General features: G+C 37.9%; 21 protein-coding genes. 11 read left to right on the top strand and 10 right to left on the bottom strand.

Features of this window, described 5'->3' with window-relative positions:
• Positions 1-9: 9 nt before the first annotated feature.
• Both BM266_RS12990 and BM266_RS17140 read left to right on the top strand, forming a co-directional pair.
• Positions 10-1,050, top strand: a complete 1,041-nt coding sequence (locus BM266_RS12990; RefSeq protein ID WP_093410461.1) for a PepSY-associated TM helix domain-containing protein — start codon at positions 10-12, stop codon at positions 1,048-1,050.
• A gap of 70 nt (positions 1,051-1,120) precedes the next feature.
• Positions 1,121-1,261 carry a hypothetical protein gene (locus tag BM266_RS17140; protein WP_175494810.1) on the top strand — a complete coding sequence of 47 codons (141 nt, stop codon included), beginning with the start codon at positions 1,121-1,123 and terminating at the stop codon, positions 1,259-1,261.
• 20 nt (positions 1,262-1,281) lie between these two features.
• Here BM266_RS17140 and BM266_RS12985 read toward each other — a convergent pair whose 3' ends face one another.
• Positions 1,282-2,502 carry a patatin-like phospholipase family protein gene (locus BM266_RS12985; RefSeq protein WP_093410459.1) on the bottom strand — a complete coding sequence of 407 codons (1,221 nt, stop codon included), beginning with the start codon at positions 2,500-2,502 and terminating at the stop codon, positions 1,282-1,284.
• 379 nt (positions 2,503-2,881) lie between these two features.
• On the opposite strand from BM266_RS12985, the gene BM266_RS12980 reads away from it, so the two are divergent.
• The 3 genes from BM266_RS12980 to BM266_RS12970 all read left to right on the top strand — a co-directional run bounded on the left by BM266_RS12980 (position 2,882) and on the right by BM266_RS12970 (position 5,972).
• Positions 2,882-3,130, top strand: a complete 249-nt coding sequence (locus BM266_RS12980; RefSeq protein WP_175494809.1) for a peptidoglycan-binding domain-containing protein — start codon at positions 2,882-2,884, stop codon at positions 3,128-3,130.
• Between the two features lie 35 nt (positions 3,131-3,165).
• Entirely contained in the window at positions 3,166-3,927 is a 762-nt protein-coding gene (locus BM266_RS12975; RefSeq protein WP_093410455.1) for a DUF5995 family protein, read from the top strand.
• Between the two features lie 83 nt (positions 3,928-4,010).
• Positions 4,011-5,972, top strand: a complete 1,962-nt coding sequence (locus BM266_RS12970; protein ID WP_093410453.1) for a DUF2779 domain-containing protein — start codon at positions 4,011-4,013, stop codon at positions 5,970-5,972.
• 26 nt (positions 5,973-5,998) lie between these two features.
• Here BM266_RS12970 and BM266_RS12965 read toward each other — a convergent pair whose 3' ends face one another.
• The 4 genes from BM266_RS12965 to BM266_RS12945 form a co-directional block, all read right to left on the bottom strand.
• A complete protein-coding gene (locus tag BM266_RS12965; protein WP_093410451.1) occupies positions 5,999-6,664 on the bottom strand; it encodes a class I SAM-dependent methyltransferase in 666 nt (221 codons plus the stop codon).
• A 458-nt stretch (positions 6,665-7,122) separates the two neighbouring features.
• Positions 7,123-7,839 (bottom strand): TlpA family protein disulfide reductase, encoded by a 717-nt coding sequence (locus BM266_RS12955; protein ID WP_093410449.1) that lies wholly within the window; start codon positions 7,837-7,839, stop codon positions 7,123-7,125.
• A 186-nt stretch (positions 7,840-8,025) separates the two neighbouring features.
• Positions 8,026-9,252, bottom strand: coding sequence for a DUF5018 domain-containing protein (locus tag BM266_RS12950; protein WP_093410447.1), 1,227 nt, complete (start codon positions 9,250-9,252; stop codon positions 8,026-8,028).
• Between the two features lie 2 nt (positions 9,253-9,254).
• Complete coding sequence (locus BM266_RS12945; RefSeq protein WP_093410445.1) at positions 9,255-10,652, bottom strand: outer membrane protein assembly factor BamB family protein; 1,398 nt, start codon at positions 10,650-10,652, stop codon at positions 9,255-9,257.
• A 1,365-nt stretch (positions 10,653-12,017) separates the two neighbouring features.
• Between BM266_RS12945 and BM266_RS12940 the strand changes: the two genes are divergently transcribed.
• The 6 genes from BM266_RS12940 to mazG all read left to right on the top strand — a co-directional run bounded on the left by BM266_RS12940 (position 12,018) and on the right by mazG (position 17,645).
• The gene (locus BM266_RS12940) at positions 12,018-12,989 is read left to right on the top strand and encodes a ribose-phosphate diphosphokinase (RefSeq protein WP_093410443.1); all 972 of its coding nucleotides are present in this window, start codon (positions 12,018-12,020) and stop codon (positions 12,987-12,989) included.
• The gene (locus BM266_RS12935) at positions 12,982-14,016 is read left to right on the top strand and encodes a hypothetical protein (RefSeq protein WP_093410441.1); all 1,035 of its coding nucleotides are present in this window, start codon (positions 12,982-12,984) and stop codon (positions 14,014-14,016) included. Before BM266_RS12940 ends, BM266_RS12935 begins: the two co-directional genes overlap by 8 nt.
• Positions 14,017-14,148: 132 nt before the next feature.
• Positions 14,149-14,787: a class I SAM-dependent methyltransferase gene (locus BM266_RS12930; protein WP_093410439.1), complete on the top strand. Its 639-nt coding sequence runs from the start codon at positions 14,149-14,151 to the stop codon at positions 14,785-14,787.
• Between the two features lie 360 nt (positions 14,788-15,147).
• Positions 15,148-15,981, top strand: coding sequence for an endonuclease/exonuclease/phosphatase family protein (locus BM266_RS12925; protein WP_217648160.1), 834 nt, complete (start codon positions 15,148-15,150; stop codon positions 15,979-15,981).
• 363 nt (positions 15,982-16,344) lie between these two features.
• The gene (locus tag BM266_RS12920; RefSeq protein WP_093410437.1) at positions 16,345-16,647 is read left to right on the top strand and encodes a hypothetical protein; all 303 of its coding nucleotides are present in this window, start codon (positions 16,345-16,347) and stop codon (positions 16,645-16,647) included.
• Between the two features lie 224 nt (positions 16,648-16,871).
• Entirely contained in the window at positions 16,872-17,645 is a 774-nt protein-coding gene (gene mazG / locus BM266_RS12915) for a nucleoside triphosphate pyrophosphohydrolase (RefSeq protein ID WP_093410483.1), read from the top strand.
• Here mazG and BM266_RS12910 read toward each other — a convergent pair whose 3' ends face one another.
• From BM266_RS12910 to BM266_RS12890, 5 genes are all read right to left on the bottom strand, one after another.
• A complete protein-coding gene (locus tag BM266_RS12910) occupies positions 17,646-18,272 on the bottom strand; it encodes a class I SAM-dependent methyltransferase (RefSeq protein WP_093410435.1) in 627 nt (208 codons plus the stop codon). It lies immediately after the preceding gene.
• Positions 18,273-18,284: 12 nt separating this feature from the next.
• On the bottom strand, positions 18,285-20,519 hold the full coding sequence (locus BM266_RS12905; RefSeq protein WP_093410433.1) for a DUF349 domain-containing protein: 2,235 nt from the start codon (positions 20,517-20,519) through the stop codon (positions 18,285-18,287).
• 115 nt (positions 20,520-20,634) lie between these two features.
• On the bottom strand, positions 20,635-21,366 hold the full coding sequence (locus tag BM266_RS12900; RefSeq protein ID WP_093410431.1) for a shikimate dehydrogenase family protein: 732 nt from the start codon (positions 21,364-21,366) through the stop codon (positions 20,635-20,637).
• Entirely contained in the window at positions 21,363-22,391 is a 1,029-nt protein-coding gene (locus BM266_RS12895; protein WP_093410429.1) for a DUF368 domain-containing protein, read from the bottom strand. Before BM266_RS12895 ends, BM266_RS12900 begins: the two co-directional genes overlap by 4 nt.
• Complete coding sequence (locus BM266_RS12890) at positions 22,378-23,316, bottom strand: polyprenyl-phosphate transporter (protein ID WP_093410426.1); 939 nt, start codon at positions 23,314-23,316, stop codon at positions 22,378-22,380. Before BM266_RS12890 ends, BM266_RS12895 begins: the two co-directional genes overlap by 14 nt.
• Positions 23,317-23,322 lie beyond the last annotated feature (6 nt).

The following is a 23,322-nucleotide window of genomic DNA, read 5'->3' as shown; positions in this document are numbered from 1 at the left end:
TTTTTTTATATGAAAAACAGAACACTACTGAAATACCATTCCTGGTTCGGCCTTATCGCCGGACTTTTCTTGTTGTTGATGGGCCTTTCCGGGAGCATACTGGTGTTTCATAAGCAACTGGACTCCTGGTTTTTCAAAGACCAACTTCAACAGAAGTTTTCGGGAACACAGCAATTGGATTTAGCTGTGGAAAATGTGCAGAAGGTTTATCCGGGTTGGGATACACGATTAAAGCAGTTTGAAGCGGGAGAAGTGCTGGTCTTTGACTTGAGAAATCAAAAAGAAAGGCGATATGTTTTTGTGGCGCCCGATACCGGTGAGATACAGAAAGAAACTAATGCCAACACCCATTTCACCTCCTGGCTTTTAAAATTGCATTACTCCCTTCACGCCGGAGCCATTGGACGAATTCTGGTGTTACTATTTGGCATTATCTTTTTCCTTTCTCTGCTTAGCGGGATCATTCTTTATCGAAAGTCAATTTTTAAAACCTTTGCTTTCCGGGTCAAACTGAACCGCAAAAATAGCCGGAATTTCTATTCTTCCCTTCATCGCTATGTAGGAGTTTGGTCATTATTGCTGAATCTCGTGCTGGTGATTACAGGAATAGTACTTGCCTATGCGGTAGCGCAGTCAGGATTAAACCCGCTGCCGGCACCTTCCGGACCACAGGTGGAGATCTCCATAAAGAATAGTCTTGAAGAATTAAAAGAAGATTTCCCCGATTTCACTCCGACTTATATCCGACTCCCTCTTAATAAAGATGCTGACATTACTGTTTTTGGCAAATTTTCAGGAGATGCTTTTTTTTACAGTGAGTTTTATAATTATATCCGGTTGGATTATCGCAACGCTGAGATCAGTTCAGTAAAGAAGGTTGCAGAAGCTTCATTTTCAGATAAACTCGCCAGCACGGTAATGCCTTTGCATTATGCAGAATTTGGTGGTCTGCCTATGAAGATCCTGTATTGCCTGATTGGACTCTCCGGTCCGTTTTTATCGGTATCAGGCTTTTTTATCTGGCAGAAACGAAAAAGAAAAAGGAGATAAGAGGCGGTTAAGACAAGGTGTAATTTAGTGGTGTAAATATACTCTGTCCCGGGATTAATTAAGGCTTCAGATGATTATTTTATGCAGGATGGAGCTTTCCGCCAATAACCTAAGCTCAGATTATATTAAATTCGAAAAACATCCCGGAAACTGGAAAGCTGCTTCTTCCATAGATAATTTGGTAGCGATGGTCACTCCCCAAATGAAGTAATTTGTGGAAAACTGCAAAAATCAGGGCTTTGCTCTAATTTTCTTATAAGCTTCCCAGTCAAATGATTCTAAAAATTCAAGGGCTTTTTGCGCACCCAGGATAAATAGCTCTAATTGCCTCTCATCAGACATTCCAAAGTTGAGCCAGTTATATTCTTCATCCGCATCAATACGGCAGATTAACTTTTTGTAGTCAGGATTTTTAAGTATAAAATCATAATCATGTATTTGCCGCATGGTGCTTATCATAGCACCGCAATACCCAAAAGTGTTGTCTGTTGTTGAATAGGACTCTCTAAAGGTACTTAGTCTGACCCCAAAGGTGGGCCGTGAAGGTATACCATGGGGAATGTGGAAAGTATTAATGGGGAAGTTGGATAACATACCTCCATCGACAAACCTGACTTCCTGGGGCACAGGACCGCTGTAACTTACATGTTCCTCCCATTTGACTACTTTATTCTCTCCGGCATTTGGAATATTCTTTACCGTAAAGGGATAGAAAAAGAAAGGTATTGACATGGAAGCGCGTACAAATTTTGCAGGCTGAAGATTCTCTGTATCTGCCCAGTAGAGTTCCCTCATCTTCGGGAACTCTACTTTACTATGAGTAGATATCTCAGAGGTAATAATGGCTAAGCCAGGTTTTTTAAATTCATAATCGGAATTACGTAAATTCTTTAGCTTTGGAATTTGGGTTCGTCGAGAGTCCAGGTCAGAAAAATTATGAATGCCGTATTTCTCCAATGATTGTGTAAGCCATTCTTCAAAATGATCTCCAGGATTAATCCCCAATTTATATTTTAAAAGCTTAAAGATCTTTGAAGCATTCCATATGACATTCCAGAAGATACTGCCTCTATTTTCTATCTTTTTCTGTATGAGCTTTTTTATACCGGATGCCCCGTCAACAAAATCAAAAAAGTTCTTTTCCCCGATAATTTCTATTATTTTCTCAGCGGTAGGTTCGCCGGGTTTTCCTATTCCCGCCATTAAGATGGTATTGATTGAACCTGCTGAGGTACCTGCAAGGCTGTAAAAACGAATTCCTGCATTTTCAAGGATATAGGTGTAACCAACAAGGGCTATACCCAAAACCCCACCACCTTCCTGTACAAGGTCTACATATTGGTTACCCTGGTCATCTACAACATCCGAAAAAAATTTCCCTGATTTTTTTATTTCCTGAGCCTGTAATTTTAAATCCTGGACCCGGGAATTTTCTATAAACCTATTGGCCATTCTCTCTTTTTTTACCAAGTTACTTTTAAATACCAGAAGAAAAAAAGGGGTATTTTCCCCTTTCTATATGTATTTTTTTGAAATAGCTTAGTCAGGAAATACTTTTCGCTATGTCCAATCTGAATTTTATTGATCTAAAAAAGCGGTTAAACGATTTGGTTCCTGATAGCCCTTTTTCGAATATAAATCAAAAATTAAGTAAATATCCAGATATTTTTGAAAAGAATGTTAGAAAGCCATTGCAGGAAGAATTGAAAAGAATAACCAATTCCGAAAAGCAGTAGTTATGACAAAGAAGAACTTTGTTCTAAACGATCTTTCGGAGTTCTGAGACCTAACTGCCTATCCAACCAATAAGTTACTGGGGTTCAGAAGACTGGTGCCGACAACTAAAATAAGTTTTAGTAAGAAAATACTGAAGAGGGGAGATACCGGTGAGGATGTGGTATATCTGCAGGATGCTTTGAAAATCCTGGATTTCGATTGCGGAACCTCTGATGGTAAATTTGGACCTATGACTGAAAGAGCACTTAAGGAATTCCAGGCCACTAATATGGATCTGGCGGTCACTGGAATTTTTGATAAGGACAGTCGTGAAAACATGGCCAACGTTTTAAATTCAGATTAATCCTATTTTTGGGGTTCAACCGAATCGGTTTTTTTATGCAAAATATAGATCAGGTATTAGAAAGCCTAAGCGAGATCATAGAGGAAACAGAAAAAGAGAATAGCGTACTGGGGTATTTCGCGGTATTATATCATCGGGTAACCTGGAAGGTAAAAGAGGGATTGGAAACTGGTTATTTCGAGGACCCTAAGAGGATGGAGAAACTGGATGTGGTCTTTGCGGAAAGGTATATCGACGCCTATTATAATTATAAGGAAAACTTACCGGTATCAAAATCGTGGCAGCGGGCCTTTGAGCTCGCTTCTGATTTCTGGCCTATTACTTTTCAGCATTTATTAATAGGAATGAATGCTCATATAAACCTTGACCTGGGAATCGCTGCTGCAAAAGTTTCCGAAGGAAGAAGTATTGAGGAATTAGGTGATGATTTTTATAGAATTAACAGGATCCTGGCGAATCTTGTGGAAGAGGTCCAACATAATTTGGCCACTATCTGGCCACCCTTGCGTTATATATTAAAACACACCGGTCAGCTGGATAACCTGATGACAGATTTTAGTATGAAACTGGCCCGGGATGGGGCCTGGAGGTTCGCCCAGGTTCTGCATAAACCGGGAGAAAAGACCTATGAAGAATGTATAATGGAAAGAGATATTGCAGTCGTAAAGGTTGCTGATATCATCACAAACCATAAACCCAGGATACAATTATTGCTTAGGCTGATAAGACTGGGGGAAACAGGTTCTGTCAGGTATAAAATTCAAAAGCTCAAAAACAGAGCAGAGCAGGGGGGGTAATCACTTTACATTTTAAAGGTTAAGGGCTTACAAGGCACCTACTATATTAAATCGTATTTTAGAAACCCAAAACAACTTATCTATTGAAATCTCCCCGTTACCTCACCAAATCTCGATTTAAACTCGCCCTCGATTGTCCTACCAAACTCTACTACACCCGGAAACCGGAATATGAAAACGCTGCCGAGGCCGATAGCTTCCTGGAGCAACTCGCCCAGGGCGGATTCCAGGTAGAAGAACTGGCACGAATGGAGCATCCCGGTGGGATTGCACTCCTTGGTGATGATTACGATTATCAGAAACTGGCTGATGAAACCCGAAACCTTTTGACCCGCGAGGAGGTCACTATATTTGAATCGGCTTTCTTGATCAACGGACTTTTCATCCGGGTAGACATCCTGGTTAAAAAAGGGAATAAAGTACGGCTGCTGGAGGTAAAGGCAAAATCTGTGTCAGGGGAGGGGCATGGTTCTTACCTCAATTCAAAAGGGAATAAACTAAAAGGTGGGATGGACCACTACCTCTATGATGTTGCTTTTCAGAAATATGTGATGCAATCCTGTTATCCCGAATGGCAGATCTCAAGCTTCCTGAAGCTGGTCGATAAGGATGCTGTTACCACGGTCGACGGACTCCACCAATGTTTTAAAGTAGTGGCAGACTCCAACCTGCGCACCGGAATCGAAAAGAAAGAAGGACTTACCCAAGAAGACCTGGGAGATTCTATTCTCTGTGAGGTTGATATAAATGCTGAAGTCAAACTAATCCTCGAGGAGAATCCAATAGATGAGAGCTTGGGTTTTGAAGAAATGATAAACCTATACCGGGAGAATTATCGCGAGGACAACAAGATATTTTTAGGGATAGGAGCCCATTGCAAGGGCTGTGAGTTTAAAGCGGAACAGGCTTCAGAAAAGAAAAGCGGGTTCCACGAATGCTGGGCAGAAGAACTCAAGCTTCCGCTTGCTGAAATCGATGAACCCAAGGTCTATGATGTCTGGTACAATCCGGCAAGAAAACTTTTGGAGGAAGGAAAATATTTTATGAAGGAGATCTCTGAAGAAGATTTCACCATAAAACCGGAAGCCGGGAAACTAAGCCGATCTGAACGTCAATGGCTGCAAATCGAGAAAACACTACAAAATGATAACACTCCTTATTTTGACCTGGAAAACCTGAGAGCAGAACTGAATTCCTGGAAGTTCCCCTTAAATTTCATCGATTTTGAAACTACCGCGGTGGCTCTTCCCTTCTTTAAAGGGATGAGGCCTTATGAGCAGCTGGCTTTCCAGTTCAGTCATCATATAGTTCATGAAGATGGCAGGGTAGAGCATTTTAATGAATACCTGAATACCGGGCCGGGAGAATATCCAAATTTCGATTTTTTCCGCGCCCTGAAGAAGTCACTGGGAGGGAATGATGGGAGTATTTTCAGGTATCACAATCATGAGAACACCATAGTGAATATGATCTATAATCAACTTCGGAATTCTACGGAACCGGATAGGGAAGAGCTGTTAGCTTTCATTGAAAGTATCAGTCATAATACCGGTAAAAATGCAAATTCCTGGGAAGGGGAGAGGGATATGATCGACCTGCAGCAAACGGTGGTCAAATATTATTACGATCCTATTACCAATGGTTCCAATTCCATTAAAGCTGTTTTGCCCGCGGTGCTGCAGTCGAGTGAATATCTGCAGGAGAAGTATCAAAAGCCTCTGGCGGAAACTAAAGTGAGCAGCAGAAACTTTGACCCGGAACATATCTTTCTCAGACTGGAAAACGGAAAAGCCGTGAGTCCCTACAAAGCTTTACCTCCTGTGTTTGACAATTGGGACAGTGATAAGCTGGAACAGATCACGGAAAGTATTCCCGAAATAGCCGATGGGGGAGCAGCCCTTTTTGCCTACCAGAAACTACAGTTCCCCGATCTTTCCGCCGCCGAAAGAGAAGCCATCAACAAAGCCCTGCTTCGCTACTGCGAGCTGGATACTTTGGCGATGGTGATGATCTATGAATATTTCAGAGAGGTTTGTGATCTTTAGAATATGCTCTAAAACCTCTGTCGGTTTTATCTTAGCTTATACAATGTAGTTACTAAAACTCCTTTAAAACCGGGAGATGGAACAGATAATAAGTGTTTTTCTTCTTTAACCTTGAAGTTAAACGGTGATGCGGAAAGATTTACGCCACTCTGTTTTTTTAGTCTGATTCCCTGTCCGGAGATAATATCCTTATTGGGTAGAAAATCCCCTTCCGGTAAATGCTCGGTTAGAACTACATATTTGAAATCATATAATTTTTCTACTACACTTTTTATTTCCGCATTAGATAAATGCTGTAAAACCTGTCTTAAAATCGCGCAATCTCCCGCAGGCAATTCATCCATTGCTATATCCAGAACTTGAAATTCTAAATGATCTGTTTTGAATGCTTGTTTGTTATGCGCTATAAGATCCGGAACTATGTCTAGTGCGATAAACTTTTTGGAATACTTTACCAGTTCTTTACCAATATTAAAATCCCCGCACCCCAGATCACAAACTACCAGTGGAGTTTCAAAATCTCTTAAAAAATCGGATACTACAGCTATATATGGATTGACCGTTTCAGGATGATGTGAGCCTAAACCAGAGTAATATTCAGATTCATCACCGCCCCATAGGTTGTTTTCATAGATCTGCGCCATGGCATCTTTAGTGGGCCATGGCTTTTTTATTCTTTTATTTTCTGTCATTAAAAAGATAGAAATCGGTTTGTTACTTTAGAGAAGTGTGTCAGTCAAAATAAGACATCAAATCCTGGACCCAGACCGGTCGTCCCATCGATTATGCGGCGGTTTTCTTAAAGCCTTATTTTGTCAGAATCTTGTCTGTTAGAAAAGAAGGATAATATTTCTACTGAATCATTATTTATGCGATAGTATAAAGTATTAAATCTGGCTACTACAACTCTTCTAATATTTTCCCTCTTTCCGGAAACCTGAAATAGTTCTGGATTTTTAGAGATTATTCAAAAAGAGAGTGGTCAGTTCACAGAATTTTATAACCACTTTTCATATAAGAAATACGATGCTTAAAATAAGTAGGGTGATTTTTTTCATTTTGTTTGTAATCTCATTTTTAATTATTGCAAAAGGTCTCGAATAAAAACAAGTGGCGCAGACTTATGAGACACGGTTTTTTTTGGCAACAGTTAATTTAGTGATGATAATTTATTAATGATCTTATTTTTAATTATTTCTAAATCCTTAGGATTGCCAATCTTATAGCTTTCATCTGAATATCTCACTATTCCTTGTTTATCAAGATAGATTGATACCGGATACATTGAAATACCGAGTTCATCAATATAATTCTTGGCATTTATAAGATGGTTAAAATCGAACTCCCTATGCTCAAGAAACCTTAAAACCTTTTCTTTGGAGTCAAAAGTAATCGCAATAAAATTAAAATCATTTTTGTACTCTTTTTGAAGACTTTGTAATAGAGGTAATTCTTTTATACAGGGAGGGCAATTAATAAACCAAAAATTTATAAAAGTTGGTTTATCATTAAAGTCTTCAAGAGTTACTTTTTTTCCATTTAGATTCTCTAATTCAAATTGTAATAGTTTTTTATTAATGTATGAGGCTAGTGCTTGTTCTTTAATCGCAAGATTTTTCTTTTTTTCCTCGACAAAAAACTTTACGTAATAAGTTATAGTATCGTTAGTGATAGTAGAATCCAGAATAGTAGGATTGACGAATTTTGTTTTCTTAGAAGTTCTATTCATCAACTTTTGCATTTTATCAAGCCTTTTGTCTAACTCAGTTTCAGTAATTAGCTCCTCATTATCTACTGTATATACTTTTGTCTGTGCTTTAATTTTAAAAGAAATCAGAAGCAATAAAATAAAAATGTTTTTTGTCATAAAAATTATTTTATTTGCCGCCAACGGGCTGGATTACCGTCAGTTGGTGGAGTAGGGAACGCTCCCGATAGCTATCGGGATGGCGGCTTAGACCCGGTTTGTTGGTCAAGTTAATTATTTTCTTTCTAAGGCTGCCGGCTATTGGCGATTAAGCGTTGTGGAATATAGGAGCGATATATAAAAAAATTATTTAAAAATGACTTCAATACTCTCCCCAACTCTACGATCTTCATCCATCAGATAAACTTTTTTCGAGACATTTCTTGGCCAGAAAAAATGATCCCAGCGATAATCCAACACAAACCGCAATTCTGTCTGCGATTCATTAACATCTATGTTAACAAGACCTGAGCCCGTATCGAAGATTAGATAATGGCTGCCATCATGAGGAATCATAATATAAGGCTTCAAATTCTCTCCATATAATATCAATGTATCGTTCAATTCATACTCATTCTTATCGGTGGAAGAAACCCTAGGAACATTTTCCCCGAGAATATCAATTCCATCAAATTCTACCCTATAGGATCTAATCTTGACGACTAATTTATAAACGTCTGTAGAAGCAGAGTACGGTATTTTTAAGGTTGCTGAGTAATACCTAATATGCTCCTCTTCATAATAGAAGGACTCTTCCGAGATTATTTCAGGAAATATTTTCGATCCATCTTCATTTATTAGATAAAATTCATCAGCCTCTCTGAGATCTATAAATTTTCCCGAAATTTGAATATTGGCACCTGGATAGAAAAGTAATCTTTCTACCATGCTTCTTACCATTCCAAATTCTGGTTTATTAGCATGAAATTCATAGATAACGGATGTTTCATCTTCCGCATTCACTCTAAACTTCACAGGTTTAGAATAATCAGGATTTTCATCAGTCAATTCCCATGATGCATACTCTGAAACAGTGATTTCAGGATCAATGCTATTTATGAAATCACCGGCATCCAGATAAATTTCATGCTTGTCATGATTAATCTCTGCTTGCTTAACAGTACCGTTAACATTCACATTGAAAGAAAGAATTTTCTTTTCAGATGAAAGTGGTCTGTTATTTACCTGTATTCTGTACACCTCCGTAACTCCGCTTTCAGCATAAACCGTATATGCAACCTCTGAAGAAAAATCTTGTGGTAAATTTTCAGCGGGACTAATACTGGCTTTATCGGAATAAATGATTTTAGGAGTTAACTGTTCCAGATTTTGCCCCTCGGTATTAAAGGAAATTGTTTTAGAATTTTCATCTATTTCTCCAGAAATATAAGTTCCGTCAAATGGCAATTGGAAATCCAATATCTGGTTTTCATTACTTAATATTTTTGGCTCTTGGGAATCATCGCTTTTATTACAAGAGAAAATTGATAATGTAAGAAGGATTAAAATAAAATTAAATGTAAATTTTTTCATTTCTAATTTGTGGATGGGTTAAGTGATGGATAAATTACTTCTTCAGATTCACCAATAACCAGGGTAGGACTGGTAACCGAATAAGTATCAATTGGGTGACGCCAAACATCACTTCCATCGTTAGTATTTAGCGCATAATAAAATCCATTTCCACCAGTATAGATTATGTTTTCATAAACAATAGGTGAAATTTGTAAAAAAGTTGGCATATTCCTGGTCCATTTTATTTCACCTGTGGATGCATTTAAACAAAAAAGATTTTCATCGCTACTGAAATAAATATGGTTTTGATATAGGAAAGGACTTGAATAAACCCTTGTTCCAAGGTTTCTTACCCAGTTTGTATTTCCTGTGTCTTTATCTAAAGAATAAATTTTATCCAATGCCACAATAAATAAATCATTATCATTAAGAATTGGAACAGATTCATTTCCGTGATAATTGGAAATATGACTAGTTAGCCTTTTTTTCCAAAGAAGTTCTCCGCTCTCATTAGATAAAACATATAAGAATCCGGAGGTAGATCTTAAGTATATTTTATTTTCATGAATTATAGGAGTATGCCCAAATTGTTCTCCAAATTCATCGATCTCGTAAGGAATAACAAAAGACCATTTACGCTCTCCAGAAACTTTATCATATACTTTTAAATCTGGGGCATTTCTGTCAATCAGATATACATTCTTATCATCAAAACCCATAGGGCCCTTACTCTCCAAAACTGAAACAGACCATTTAATTTCACCGGTTTCAGGATCAAGTCTTTCTGCACCATTATCATGCAGTTTTCTATATATTGCATTTCCATCCGTTGATATATTCCAACTATCGTATTGAATATGAAATGTTGATTCTTTTTTCCATTTGATTTCTCCTGTAAGAATATCTTGAGAACTAAGATCTTCATAATTAATAAAAATCTGGTCACCAATTGTTGAGTGTAGTTGTCTTAATTGGGCATTCATTTTGTCAGTCCATAGAACTTCCCTAGTTCTGATATCAAATGCATAAAAGTTGGCCTCTATATCTGCAAAGAATAAGATTTCACTAGTGGGCATTTCCAGGGTAAAATTAGTTTCTGAATTTCCACCATGGCTATCTGTAGCAATGATTCTTCCGGAATGAGTTGAATTGTAAGGTAAAATGCCATCAATAGATTGATTTATTGTTTTAGAAACAATCTTTTCGTTATCTATATAAATATCAAAGGTTATTAAATCGTCGTCAGGATCAGATGGGCTAGTCCAATTAACAGTATAATTTTGATTTTCGTATTGGATCGATTCGATTTTAAATTCCCCCGGAGGTCGATTTTCTTTGGGCTTATCTTCTTTAGAGCATGAAAAAAATGGGAGCCAAATTATTAACAATGTGATTACCTTAAATAAATTTTTAAACATTAAAAAATGGGAGTTTGATAATTAAGGATTTAAATATAAGAATATATTAACACATTTTCACAATTTTTTAACTTTTACTCTTTATGGTTTTACCGGGATATTGTTGGAGATTTTTTATACAACCGCTGCGCATAACACAAGTTGGCGGAGTAGGGGACGCGGATTTGTCGGTTTAGTTATTTTCTTTCCTGGTTTTTTAAAATTACACTTTTTGGATAAAACCCGCTATTTGGGATGAATCGTTGTTAGCTGTAGTTAAAATATGTGAGAATTAGTATCTGGAGTAGATAAGTTATTCTCTGAAATAACTTGGTCAACGTATTCATTAATTATTTTAAAATCTTCGTAGTTTTTCATTTGAGAAAAATCTGAAATTATTAGTTCTTTTTTATTTTCATCAAAAAATAAATTACTCCAGACAGAAGTCCTAAAAAAATTGAATTAATTAGCATCATTAAAGTGAAACTATGGTCAGTTTCCCATTGCTATTTCTTCAAATATTCTGTCGTATAGACTTGATGATATAGATTTTATAACAAAGGAAAGAATTCTAATATTGGTTGCAATAGGTAAATAAATATTATTGTTCCTATTATACCAGCGAGTAAAGAGTTCTTATTAATCTTATCATTTTTTTCATGTAATAAATAAACTAGAAAATTTTAATTACAGCTAACTCGTTATATAATCTACTAAGTATTTCTTTAGACTCTATTTTCCCAGGGATTACAATAATCTCTTACCTCAAATTCCCCTCAACAATCTCAATTTCCTCCTCAGTCAGAATTCCTGAAAGAATCTATCAACAGAATATTAAATGGCCTCCTAAATAATTGTAGTGCCCTTTCAGGATTAAATAAGAGAGTATAATTATATCAGGATTTAAATATTAACCTGTATAGTTAATTCAGGACGGTTCAAATCTACTTGTATGTCGTAGATACTCCATAGATACCCTATGGATACTCCATATTTACTCCATACCTGGGCCATAGCAAAGTTAAACTTGTTTTGAGCTAAGTGGTGAGATTTAAAGGATGGTATAGTTTACATTAATTTGATAAGTGGAAATTGAAAATTAATGTAAACCAATTCCCCTCCGGAAGGCTATCGAAGCCCCAATTCACGAATTCACTAGTGCTAACTTCATCCCTCCACCTTCGTATTCAAACACTCTCATCTTCCAGCTCCTCATCGGTAAACCTATTGAGATTCGCCAGGGAACTCATGACTTCTTCCGGGTCATCAAAAATTACAATGATTTTTCTCATTGTAATTTATATCTAAGTGGAGTATTTTTAGGAAAAGGCTATTTCTGAATTATATATTTCAGGAATTTCCTTCCAACTCAAAAGCAAAGAAAATATGTTAGTATTCGCCCTTGAGAATAGCCGGGAATTTGGAGAAAATATTGGCAGGGAATTAGATATTGTGCTTTCAGAGCATGAAGAGCGGGAATTTGAAGATGGGGAGCATAAAAGCAGGCCCCTTGAAAATGTAAGGAACCAGGATGTTTTTATTATTCAATCCTTGCATGGTGGGAGCCATGGAAGTGTTAATGATGTGCTTTGCCGGTTATTGTTTTTTGTAGGTGCGGTAAAAGATGCTTCTGCCAATAGTATAAGTGTAGTTGTGCCGTATTTATGCTATGCCCGAAAAGACCGAAGAACCAAAGCTCGTGATCCTGTTACAATTCGTTATGTAGCTCAATTATTTGAGGCCGTGGGGATAGATAGGATTGTAAATATAGATGTGCATAATCTTCAGGCCTTTCAGAATGCTTTCCGGTGCATAACCGAGCACCTGGAAGCCAAAAATATTTTTGCAGGCTATTTCCTGGAAAAACTCAGGGATAAAGAAATTGCCGTAATGTCTCCTGATTTTGGAGGGGTAAAAAGAGCAGATGAATTCAGGAAAGTTTTAGAAAAGAATTCAGGAAAAACCCTGTCGTTAATCATCATGGAAAAAATGCGGAGCAAAGGTATTATAAGCGGGGAAACTATAGTAGGCGATGTAAAAGGGAAAAATGTGATTATTATTGATGACCTCATCGCATCAGGCAGTACCATGCTTAGAGCTGCTAAGGCTTGCCTTAAATTAGGAGCTCATTCAGTTTATGCCGCTGCTACTCATGCCTCATTTTCCAGCCAGGCCAGTGAAATTTTAATCGATGATGCCATTGAGGAAATTGTCGTTTCCGATTCTATTCCGTTGCAATTATCAAATAAAAAATTGCAACAAAAGATAAAGGTTATAGAGGTGGCTCCACTCTTTGCTGAAGCCATTAAAAGAATTCATACCGGCGGTTCACTTGTAGACCTTCTAAAAGATGATTAAAAAGCAAAATACCGGAGCGGGTGAGGTAAGTACTTCTAGAAAAGTTGATTTTCTGAAGGATAGGGATAATTATGAAGAAAACACTGAAGATTTCCAAATGAAGGAAACCCACATGTCTTTTCTTTTTCTTACCGCGCAGCATGTTTATAAAATGAAAAAGCCGGTTAAGTATGATTTGGCCGATTTCAGGACATTGGAAGCCAGACGCTTCAATTGTATGGAGGAATTGCGCCTCAATAAAAGGCTTGCAGAAGAAATTTATCTGGAGGTGCTACCCCTAAGTTTAACTACAGAGGGAAAATTAGACTTAGGTGGAACAGGAAAGGCTGTAGACTGGCTTGTGAAGATGAAACGCCTGGATGAAGAGCAGATGTTGGATTTCGCTTTAAAAAATAATAGCTTAAATGAAAAATATTTAAATAAAGCTATAAGTAAACTTTCTGAGTTTTATAAAAGCAGTACTGCGGCCGAAGAAAATCCTGAGAAATACCTTAAAAAGATAAAAGAGAAGATAAGGGCTAATCAAAAGGAATTATTAGATCCTGATTTTGATTTGTCTCAGGAACAATTAGAAGAAATTTTTTCCCTGCAATATGCTTATCTTAAAAAAGAGGCTGCAGTTTTTAAAGAAAGAGTGTTGAAAGGGAAAGTTATTGAAGCTCATGGCGATCTTAAACCGGAACATGTATGCCTAAAAAAGGAGCCTTTAATAATAGATTGCTTGGAATTTAATAAGGATCTAAGAATTCTTGACACAGCCGAAGAATTATCGTTTCTGGCTATTGAATGTGAATTGTTAGGAAACGAAAAGTTGGGAGAATTATTTTTTCAAATTTACCGGGAAATAACCGAAGATGAAGTTCAGGATTCTCTCATCAATTTTTATAAAAGTATACAGGCAAGCCAAAGAACGCGTTTTGCGATTTGGCATATTAAAGAAGAGCGTTATAAAAACGATCCAAAATGGAAAAAACGTGCTCAAAATTTTCTTGACCTGGCACAAAAATATGCCGAACGTCTTCATTAAAAACTTCCTGTTCGACGCCAGGGGAAATAGTGCAATGGCCTGAATTGATAAAAATCATTTATTAAAGGAACAGAACTTCATATCTTTAATTAGAATGTTTGAGAAAAAAAATAACTTTTAATCTATAAAATAATGGCCAATACAGAAGCTTTTGAAAAAAATGTAGCAGAATACGAGGCTTGGTTTGATCGATTTCCGGCGGTATTTGAATCGGAGATTCTTGCTATTAGAAGGCATTTTCAGGAATTACCGGAAAATATTCTGGGAATTGAAGTAGGAATGGGGTCTGGCAGGTATGCCAAAGCATTGGGAATTAAAGAAGGGGTAGAGCCGGCCACGAGCATGCGCAATCTCGCCTTAGATAAAGGTTTGGAAGTGGTAAAAGCTACGGCCGAACATCTGCCTTACAAAGATTTACATTTTGATTTTGTTTTGTTTGTTACCATTTGCCACCTGGAAAGTTTTCCCAAAGCCCTAAAGGAAGCTAACAGGGTTATAAAAAGAGGCGGGCACGTAATTATAGCCTTTATCGATAAGGGAAGTAAAATCGGGGTTGAATATGAGGAGAAGAAAGGAAGAAGTACTTTTTATAAAAATGCACGATTTTATTTAACATCAGAAGTTGAAGACTTATTAAAAGCCTCCGGGTTTAAAAATCCGGTGTTTTCACAAACTCTTTTTGAAGATTTGGAAAAAATTCAAAAAACCGAAGAACCTAAAGAAGGAACGGGAGAAGGTTCTTTTGTGGTAGTTAGAGCAACAAAAAAATAAATATCAGGGGGCTGAAATCTTCTATATCATTGCTGCCCGGCAATTCTGAGAATAAAAAGAACCTGTCTCATTTATGGGGCAGCTTTCTTGTTTTTTTACATCTCTCGATAATTGGTGCTTTGAAATAAACAGGGTTATAAAACGGGAAGAGGCCCTGCGCTTACTAAAGTCGGAATGCTTAACTATTGAAGTTTCGAGTTATAAGGTAAATTTGAGTTATTATATAACCTATGGAAAAATACCTGGATTTTGAATAAAATCCGTGCTGATAATTAATTAACTTGGAGGTGCTAATAATTCCAGTTAAATAGATCAAAGTTTTCAAAATTAAGCTACAAAACTCAATATAATCAAATCTCAATGTTTGCCAGAATGCTGAATCTTCAAAATATGCTATTGCTTCTCAGCACATTTTTTCTGACTAGTTCCACTTCTGCTCAACCTAAAATAAGTGATACAATCAGGCTTTTAGAGGAAATAAAAGTTATGTCCTATAATATTCATCACGCCAATCCTCCTTCACAACCTGATTCTATCGATATAGATGCGATTGTTCGGGTAATAAAAGATCAGGATGCCGATTTAGTAGCGCTTCAGGAGGTAGATTCCGGCATGGAAAGGTCGGGAGAAGGAAATCAGGCAGCCTTGATTGCAGAGAAATTAAATATGTATTTTTATTTTTCAAAGGCACTTAATTATAACGGAGGAGAATATGGAAATGCCATACTTTCCAAATTTCCAATAGAGGAAGGAAGTACTTACCAGTTGCCGAATGAACCGGAAGCAAATACTGAAGACCGCGTGATGTCTACAGGAAAAATAAGATTACCTGGAGGAAATGAAATTATTTTCGGCAGCACTCATTTAGATTATAAAGAAAACTCGCCGAGTAGAATTCGGCAAATTAAGAGGGTTCTTGAAATTCTGAAGGAAATGGATCAACCTGTAATCCTGGCCGGGGATTTTAACGATGTACCAGGCTCTGAAACTATAGATCTGTTAGCATCGGCTTTTCAGTTAACCTGTAGTAACTGTCCGCCAACTATACCCGTAATAGAACCTGTCAAGGCCATTGATTTTATAGCTTATAATCATCCTCAACAAAAATTCAGGACAAAAGCTCACAAAGTCATTGACGAAAAATATGCTTCAGACCATCGGCCAGTTTTTGCCCTAATTGAATTATTAAAATAATTTAACCAAGTCCGCACCATTAATATCCTTGGGGATATGCCTGTCAACCAAGATTTGATTTTATTTCCATCGGGTTTAATTTAAATTTTCAATTTAGGTGAGTCCATAAATATTTTTGATTGAATTTTTGGATAAAGCTTCCCTAATGAAGGGACTTTTTTAAAAGTATTTTTTCATTGCTTTTCATTTAAAACAAAACAAAAATTTTAATAATTGTTTATATCGATTTTTTTAATCTTCGGAGAATTGTTTTGTAAATTTATAAATGAGTCAGAGTCCACTTTGGGAAGTTAAGCCCTAGTCAATAAATGTATTCCCGATCTAAATATTGTCTTATACCTACTAAAAACTAATTTAGGAATTATGAAAAAAGAGGTTGTATTTAATATTACCGGATTGCGGAAACTGGTTAGGCATTATAAGCTTAATACAAGGGATGCCTTGAAACTAAGAGGTTTATTTAACTCCAGGATAATCAGCATTGCATATACGGCATCTGGAGGATTTGATTCTTCCAATGGCGAATTCTATGCAAAGGAAAGAGAGGTTAATTATCAATTAAGGATAAAATATAAAATCCCTAAAATAGATAAAGAAAAATTTCTTCTATTAAGGAAAGCTAAAGAAGCAGTTAGCTTTAGAAAAGCCCTGGAAATTTCCGGTTGAATTCCAAAATAGCTTCAGGTTTTTGTGATTTTTACCAAAATTTTAAAGCGAGAGTTCATAAACAAGAAACTTCTTCAAGCTTTGTGAATCCTGTTATACGACATAAATTAGAAAGTGATATAGAAGCCTCGCTTTTTTTTATCTCTAATTTCTGAGAACTTAGCAGCTCAGGCTTGAGCATTGGGTTTAAAAATTCTATTTTTACCCAAATTCAAAATATCACTATGAATTCCCGAGAAGAGCAACTTAAAGCATTTGATCGATTGCTTACCATCATGGATGAACTGCGTGAGCAATGCCCCTGGGACCGGAAACAGACCATGGAATCCCTTAGACATCTTACCATAGAAGAAACCTACGAACTCGGAGACGCCATTCTTGACAATGATCTGGATGAAGTGAAAAAGGAAATCGGAGATGTGTTGTTACACCTGGTGTTTTATGCGAAAATAGGAAGTGAGAAGAAGGCCTTTGATATCGCCGATGTAGCCAATAGTATTTGCGATAAGTTAATTTCCAGACATCCCCATATTTACGGAGATGTAGAGGTAGCTGATGAGGAAGAGGTGAAGCGAAACTGGGAGAATCTTAAGCTAAAGGAAGGTAAAAAGAGCGTTTTGGAAGGCGTACCACGCTCTTTGCCTGCATTGGTAAAAGCCAATCGAATTCAGGATAAAGTAGCCGGGGTTGGTTTTGACTGGGAGGAACCACAACAGGTTTTTGAAAAATTACAGGAAGAATTGGGGGAATTACAACACGAGGTTAATGCTCATAATCAGGAGAAGATAGAAGCTGAATTCGGAGATGTGCTCTTTTCGATGATCAATTATGCCAGATTTTTAAAAGTTAATCCTGAGAACGCACTGGAGCGAACAAATAAAAAATTTATTCAGCGCTTTCAGTATCTGGAGAGTAAAGCTAAAGAACAGAATAAGGCTTTGAAAGATATGACTTTGGCCGAAATGGACGTTTTTTGGAATGAAGCTAAATCCCTCTGATTATTTGCTAAACACAATCAGCTTCGGTGCTATCTCTACCTTGCTGAATCCTAAATTATCTTTTATCCAGAGCAAACTTTTTTCTGTATAGAAAAATACGTGGGTGGGATCGTTTTTGTAATACCAGTTGTCAAAGCCGATGTCTTCAGAATACAGAGAAGTTTTGCAATAGAGTTTTCCGCCAGGATTTAATTTATCGGAGAGCTCCCGGAATTCCCCGGCCGGATCATAGAAGTGCTCCATCACTTCACAGCAAATAATAAAATCGTAAGAGTTTTTCAAAACACCTTTATCCGGATAGAAATAAGGATCATAAAGCGCTACCGAAAAGCCTTGTTTTTCTAATTCGGTGGTTACAACCGGGCCCGTGCCACATCCATAGTCTAATCCCGTTTTTGTAACTGAAAAATCATTTAAAATCCGGGTTGTTATCGGGCTAACGAATTTCTGATACCGGGGATCCTCTACATCATTGTTATGGGTTAAATACCGGTCCTTCTCGGCAACTTCTGTAATATAAAATTCAGATAAAAGCTGGATGCCTCCACAATTAGTACAGGCAACAAATTCCCGGTTTTTACTTTTCCAGAATGCTTTGGTCTCAGCACCGCATAAAGTGCAATTCATTCTGAAGAAATTTTAATAGAGCGATTTGATCTTTCGTAATTTTTCTTTCCAGACCTCAAGCTGCGCCTTATGATCGGCGATGTTCTTGTGAACTTCCTGTACAAGCGGATTATCCTCATCTACATTTGAGAAGAACTGGAGGTTATTTTCCAACTGGCGAATCTCAGCTTTGGTCTCTTCTATCTTTTTGGTCAGAAAATAATGCTCGTTCTGCAGCTTTCGGTCATCTTCGGCTTCATTGATGGATTGGAGTTTATTTTCATACTTCATCATTTCGACCTTAGTCTTGTCCATATCGATTTTATTGAAGACCTGATCCAACGTCTTGTTGAATTTTCCTTCAATAAATCTTTTGTTTTGAGGAACTCTGCCAACTTCCCTCCATGCAGCGATCAACTCCTTGATTTTTGGAAGATCCTCTTTTTTATCTCCGCTAAGTTCAAGAGCTTTTAGTTTATCGAGGATTTCCTTTTTCCTGTCGTAGGCTTCAAATTCTTCCTGGTTTTCTTCATTGCGATTGGCGTGCAATCTGTCGAAATAGTGGTTGCAGGCTGCTTTGAATTGCTTCCATACCTTGTCGCTGTCTTTGCGGGGTACATGACCAACCTTTTTCCAATCGGCCTGGATCTTTTTCATCAAAGGGGTTACGGTCTTGAAATCGTCGCTGTCTTTATTGTCATCAGCGATTTTGATCAGTTCCTTTTTCTTCTCCAGATTGTCGTATTGCTGCTTTTTAAGATTTTTATAGAAAGTATTCTTATTACGGTTAAATTTTCTTACTTCCTGTTTGAATTGGCTCCAGGTTTCTTCATTCTTACTGCGGGGCACTTTCCCGGCTTTGAAGAATTCTTCCCTTAAGGCCTCAATTTCTTTGATCTTTTGTTGCCACTTATTGTGAGTGGTATAATTCTCTTCGGCAATTAGCCTGATCTTTTCAATGATCTCCTGTTTCTTCTTCCAGTTTTCCTCAAACTCTTCATCAAGTTTGCTGAAATATTCCTGGCGTTTGTCGTGTATCTTTTTGGTGGTAGTACTAAACCGATCCCAAATCTCCTCCCTATATTCCTTGCCGACAGGCCCAAGCTCCTCTTTCCACATTTTGTGAAGCATCTGCAATTCCCTAAAGGCACGGTTCACATCTGCCTCTTGTAATAACTCTTCAGCGCGATCTATAACCTTGAGTTTTTGCTCGAGGTTATGTTTGAAATCCATATCGCGAAATTCCCTGTTTAAATGCAGGAAATCATAGAAATTCTCTACGTGGTGATGGTAGGTGTTCCAAACATTATTGTACTGATCCCGTGGGATAGGTCCTGCGACCTTCCAGCGATCCTGTAGTTCTTTAAAATGTTTATAGGTGGTGTTTATATTCTCTTCAACATCAATCAGGCCTTTTAATTCCTCGATAATCTTAAGGCGGGTATTCAGGTTTTTATTGAGATCCTGCTTAAGTTGCTGGTAATATTTATTGCGCTTTTCCTTATAATCAAAAATAAGAGAATTGAAGCGCTTTTTTAATGGGGTAGAGTAGTGGAAGTCTATAATGTTTCCGCCATCGGCCAGAAAATCCTCCTTTTTCTCCTCCAGTTCCTCATCGAACTTCGCATTGAATTCAGTACGAATTTCTGCAACGTGCTCTTTAATTGCCTGTACCTTTTCTGTCTTTATAAGATGCTCCAACTCGTCGGCAAGCTCTTCTTTGCTCATGGAGTGATAATCCTTTTGCGCAATATTGTGTCGCTCTCCGGCACTTTCGTCTTCACTATCTTCGGCTACCGCGTTATCTACATCTTCCTGGGCATCTTTTGGAGTTTTGGTTTCGCTTTCTTCTTCTTCTTCTTCTTCTTCCTGATCTGAATTTTCTTCTGAATCTTTTTCTGAACCAGCTACATTGCTATCCGTGGGTGCTTCTTTTTTATCTGTGTCGCCTTTCGGTTCTTCTTTCTCCTTTGAAGCCTTATCTTCCTCAATCAGCGACTCCTCCAAACTATCTGCGGCCTCCTTATCTTTTGAAGATTTTCCTGAAGTAGCTTCTTCTACCATAGCATCTTCCAGTTCACTTTCTTTTTTCTCTGAAATGCTTTGCTGTGATTCTTTTTCTTCAGATTTTTCCTCTTCTTCGGGTTTAGAAAATGAATTCTCCTCGTTTACATTTCCCTGGCTTTCTTTCTGCTCCTTATTTTCAGGCTTTTGCAGATTTTTGTTAGAAAGCTCTTCCTTTCTGTTTTCATTTTCTTCTTGAGACATATCTTTCAATGTTAAGGTTCGTCAAAATTTATTTAGGCTGAAAGATAGTAACTCCACTAAAATTGGACAAACTATTAGCCCTATTTGTACAGATTAAAAACTGTGGGAATAAGGCTTAGGAGTTCCAGATTCTCCAGGCAGCTTCGGCCTGAAGTTCCAGCATTTTAAGGCCATTGGAAACCCTTGCACCTTGTTTGCGGGCAAGGTCCATCAATTTAGTGCTCTCGGGATTGTAAATGAGATCGTAAACCAAATGGGAAGAGTTAATATATTGAAAAGGGAGCGGAGGGTGTTTTTCTACTGCCGGGAAAGTGCCCAGCGGGGTACAATTGACAATTATAGAAAACTCCTGTAAAAGCTTCTTATCTATCGCGGCATAATCAAGCCGATCATTTCCTGCTTTTCTTGATACAAATTTGTACTGAATTCCAAGATCCTCCAGGGTATAGGCTACAGCTTTTGAAGCGCCGCCTGTTCCAAGAATAAGAGCCTTTTTATGATGTGCTTCAAGCAATGCCTGGATCGATTCCTTGAAACCTATAAAATCGGTATTATGACCGGTTAATGTCTGGTCTTTTTCAATTTCAATCGTGTTTACAGCGCCTATTTTTTCGGCATCGGCAGATAGTTTATCCAGGAATGGAATAACAGCCTGTTTGTATGGAATGGTAACATTTAAACCTGAAATTCCCGGGTTGTTCTGTAGAATTTGAGGAAACTGGTTTATTTCCTCCAGGTCAAAATTTTTGTACTCCGCAGCGATATTCTCTCTATTGAACTTTTTGGTGAAATAGGTTCTTGAAAAAGAATAATCTATGTTTTTTCCAACAAGGCCGTAAGTCTTCATTGCACCGATTTTATTTTAGAGTTTTTCTTTTCATACCATGCCATTCCCAGAACAAGGAAGGCACCCAGGATAATAAAGAAAATCGCCAGCCAGGTTTCTGAAAAACTGAAAGAAGGAAAATATCGGTCGTAATTATCCAGAACCTTATTCCCGGTGCTGTCTATCATAATATTTCCATCGGCCCCAATTTGGTAGATCTTTTCCTTCCAGGGCCAGACCACCCCAAGCGATCCGGTAATGAAACCAATAATGGTGGCATATGTGTCTTTTTTATAATGTTTCAGGACAAATCCCAGGAGATGTGATAAACTCACCAATCCCGCAAGGGAGCCCAAGGCAAAAACGGTCATTACCTTTAAAAGACGCATTCTTTCGGCATTTTCCAGGAAGCTGAAATCCAGCAGGAAAAGATCAGCAATAGTATCATAAAGCGCATTTACCGAATCTACGAGTAACAGGACATAATTTCCCAGCAAGATAAGGATGAAAGACCCTGAGAGGCCGGGAAGGGTCATCCCTGAAACGCCCACCATTCCGCAGAAAAATACGAACCATAGGTTGTCATTTTCCCTTGCAGGTTCCAGAAAACTAATAGCCAGACCGGCCATTATTCCCATAGCTACAAAAGCCAGGCTACGCTGGCTCCATTCTTCAAAATCCATACTGATATAGTAAATAGAACCTATAATCATCCCGAAGAAAGATGCCCACACAAATAGTTCATATTCCAGCATGAGCAGGTCCAGAAGCTTGGAAACGCTGAAATAACTAATGAGCATTCCTAAGATAAGCAGCCCAAGAAATCTTCCATTTACATATTGGTACAGACTTCTAAACCTACCATTAATAAGCAATTTGAAAGCCTTCAGATTAATCTTCTGAAGCGAATAAATAAATTCTTCATAGAACCCGGCCACAAAAGCCACCACGCCTCCCGAAATCCCGGGAACTTTGTTGGCGGCACCCATAGCCAAACCTTTAAGTACCAGCAGTACTTTATCGGTAAGGGTTCTAGTCTGTTGCATTTTCCTGTTCAGGGTTTTTACTGGCAAAGCGTTCCAAAAGAAAGATTAGCAGAAAGCCTACCAACATTAATATTATGGCGTAAAGGGTATTAGCCTCTCCGTCAAAATTCCATGGTAATACCGAGGCCTCTTTTAAAACGACCTCTTTGTCACCGTAAAATTCGGTTTCAAGCACTTCTTTCCACGGCCATATTTTATTCAGGGAACCGGCGATAAATCCTGTGAGGACCGCCAGGGTGATATTTGTATAATGAACAAAAAGCCATTTTAGCAATTTAGAAAAACTTAGTAGTCCTACCACGGCACCCACGGCAAAAATCCCCAGGGTTTTGAAATCGAAATCGTGTGCAGCTTCGGTTATCGTTTTGTAGGCTCCCAGCAAAACCAGGATAAATGCACCTGAAATTCCCGGTAAGATCATCGCGCAAATGGCAATCGCACCGGCAAAGAAAATAAAGAGGTTCCCGGTATTTGCTCCCAGAGGAGGTAAAGAAACTATATAAAAGGCAATAGCTGCTCCTATTATAAGGGAGAGTGTTACTTTAAAATTCCATCTTGGTATCTGGCTTCCTACATACCACACACTGGCAACTACTAGCCCGAAAAAGAAAGACCAGATAAGGATAGGATGGTTTTCCAGAAGGTAGTTGGCCAGCCGCATTACGGTAAAGAGGCTTATAAGAATGCCTGAGAAAAGAGCGATTATAAAAGGGCCATTGAGCTCCTTCCACATTGCTTTAAAGCCGTCTGTTCTCCAGGTTTTAATTAAAGAAGGTTTTACTCCACTAATGGTGGAGATAAGTTCTTCGTAAATTCCTGAAATAAAAGCGATTGTTCCGCCTGAGACTCCGGGAACCACATCTGCAGCACCCATGGCCATTCCTTTTAAGCTTATAGTAAGGTAATCATAAAAGCCTCTTTGCATTCTTGA

The sequence above is a fragment of the Salegentibacter flavus genome (assembly GCF_900115145.1).
GTDB classification, from domain to species: domain Bacteria; phylum Bacteroidota; class Bacteroidia; order Flavobacteriales; family Flavobacteriaceae; genus Salegentibacter; species Salegentibacter flavus.
Note: the sequence above shows the minus strand (reverse complement) of the source record. Positions and strands in the feature narration are given on the sequence as shown.

Bases quoted from the DNA above. Each gene is read 5' to 3' on its own strand.
- BM266_RS12990 (WP_093410461.1), top strand. From the start codon at position 10: ATGAAAAACAGAACACTACTGAAATACCATTCCTGGTTCGGCCTTATC.
- BM266_RS12900 (WP_093410431.1), bottom strand. From the start codon at position 21,366: ATGAAGACTTACGGCCTTGTTGGAAAAAACATAGATTATTCTTTTTCA.
- BM266_RS12905 (WP_093410433.1), bottom strand. From the start codon at position 20,519: ATGTCTCAAGAAGAAAATGAAAACAGAAAGGAAGAGCTTTCTAACAAA.
- mazG (WP_093410483.1), top strand. From the start codon at position 16,872: ATGAATTCCCGAGAAGAGCAACTTAAAGCATTTGATCGATTGCTTACC.
- BM266_RS12975 (WP_093410455.1), top strand. From the start codon at position 3,166: ATGCAAAATATAGATCAGGTATTAGAAAGCCTAAGCGAGATCATAGAG.
- BM266_RS12935 (WP_093410441.1), top strand. From the start codon at position 12,982: ATGATTAAAAAGCAAAATACCGGAGCGGGTGAGGTAAGTACTTCTAGA.
- BM266_RS12955 (WP_093410449.1), bottom strand. From the start codon at position 7,839: ATGACAAAAAACATTTTTATTTTATTGCTTCTGATTTCTTTTAAAATT.
- BM266_RS12985 (WP_093410459.1), bottom strand. From the start codon at position 2,502: ATGGCCAATAGGTTTATAGAAAATTCCCGGGTCCAGGATTTAAAATTA.
- BM266_RS12895 (WP_093410429.1), bottom strand. From the start codon at position 22,391: ATGCAACAGACTAGAACCCTTACCGATAAAGTACTGCTGGTACTTAAA.
- BM266_RS17140 (WP_175494810.1), top strand. From the start codon at position 1,121: ATGATTATTTTATGCAGGATGGAGCTTTCCGCCAATAACCTAAGCTCA.
- BM266_RS12920 (WP_093410437.1), top strand. From the start codon at position 16,345: ATGAAAAAAGAGGTTGTATTTAATATTACCGGATTGCGGAAACTGGTT.
- BM266_RS12945 (WP_093410445.1), bottom strand. From the start codon at position 10,652: ATGTTTAAAAATTTATTTAAGGTAATCACATTGTTAATAATTTGGCTC.
- BM266_RS12925 (WP_217648160.1), top strand. From the start codon at position 15,148: ATGTTTGCCAGAATGCTGAATCTTCAAAATATGCTATTGCTTCTCAGC.
- BM266_RS12940 (WP_093410443.1), top strand. From the start codon at position 12,018: ATGTTAGTATTCGCCCTTGAGAATAGCCGGGAATTTGGAGAAAATATT.
- BM266_RS12950 (WP_093410447.1), bottom strand. From the start codon at position 9,252: ATGAAAAAATTTACATTTAATTTTATTTTAATCCTTCTTACATTATCA.
- BM266_RS12965 (WP_093410451.1), bottom strand. From the start codon at position 6,664: ATGACAGAAAATAAAAGAATAAAAAAGCCATGGCCCACTAAAGATGCC.
- BM266_RS12930 (WP_093410439.1), top strand. From the start codon at position 14,149: ATGGCCAATACAGAAGCTTTTGAAAAAAATGTAGCAGAATACGAGGCT.
- BM266_RS12910 (WP_093410435.1), bottom strand. From the start codon at position 18,272: ATGAATTGCACTTTATGCGGTGCTGAGACCAAAGCATTCTGGAAAAGT.
- BM266_RS12890 (WP_093410426.1), bottom strand. From the start codon at position 23,316: ATGCAAAGAGGCTTTTATGATTACCTTACTATAAGCTTAAAAGGAATG.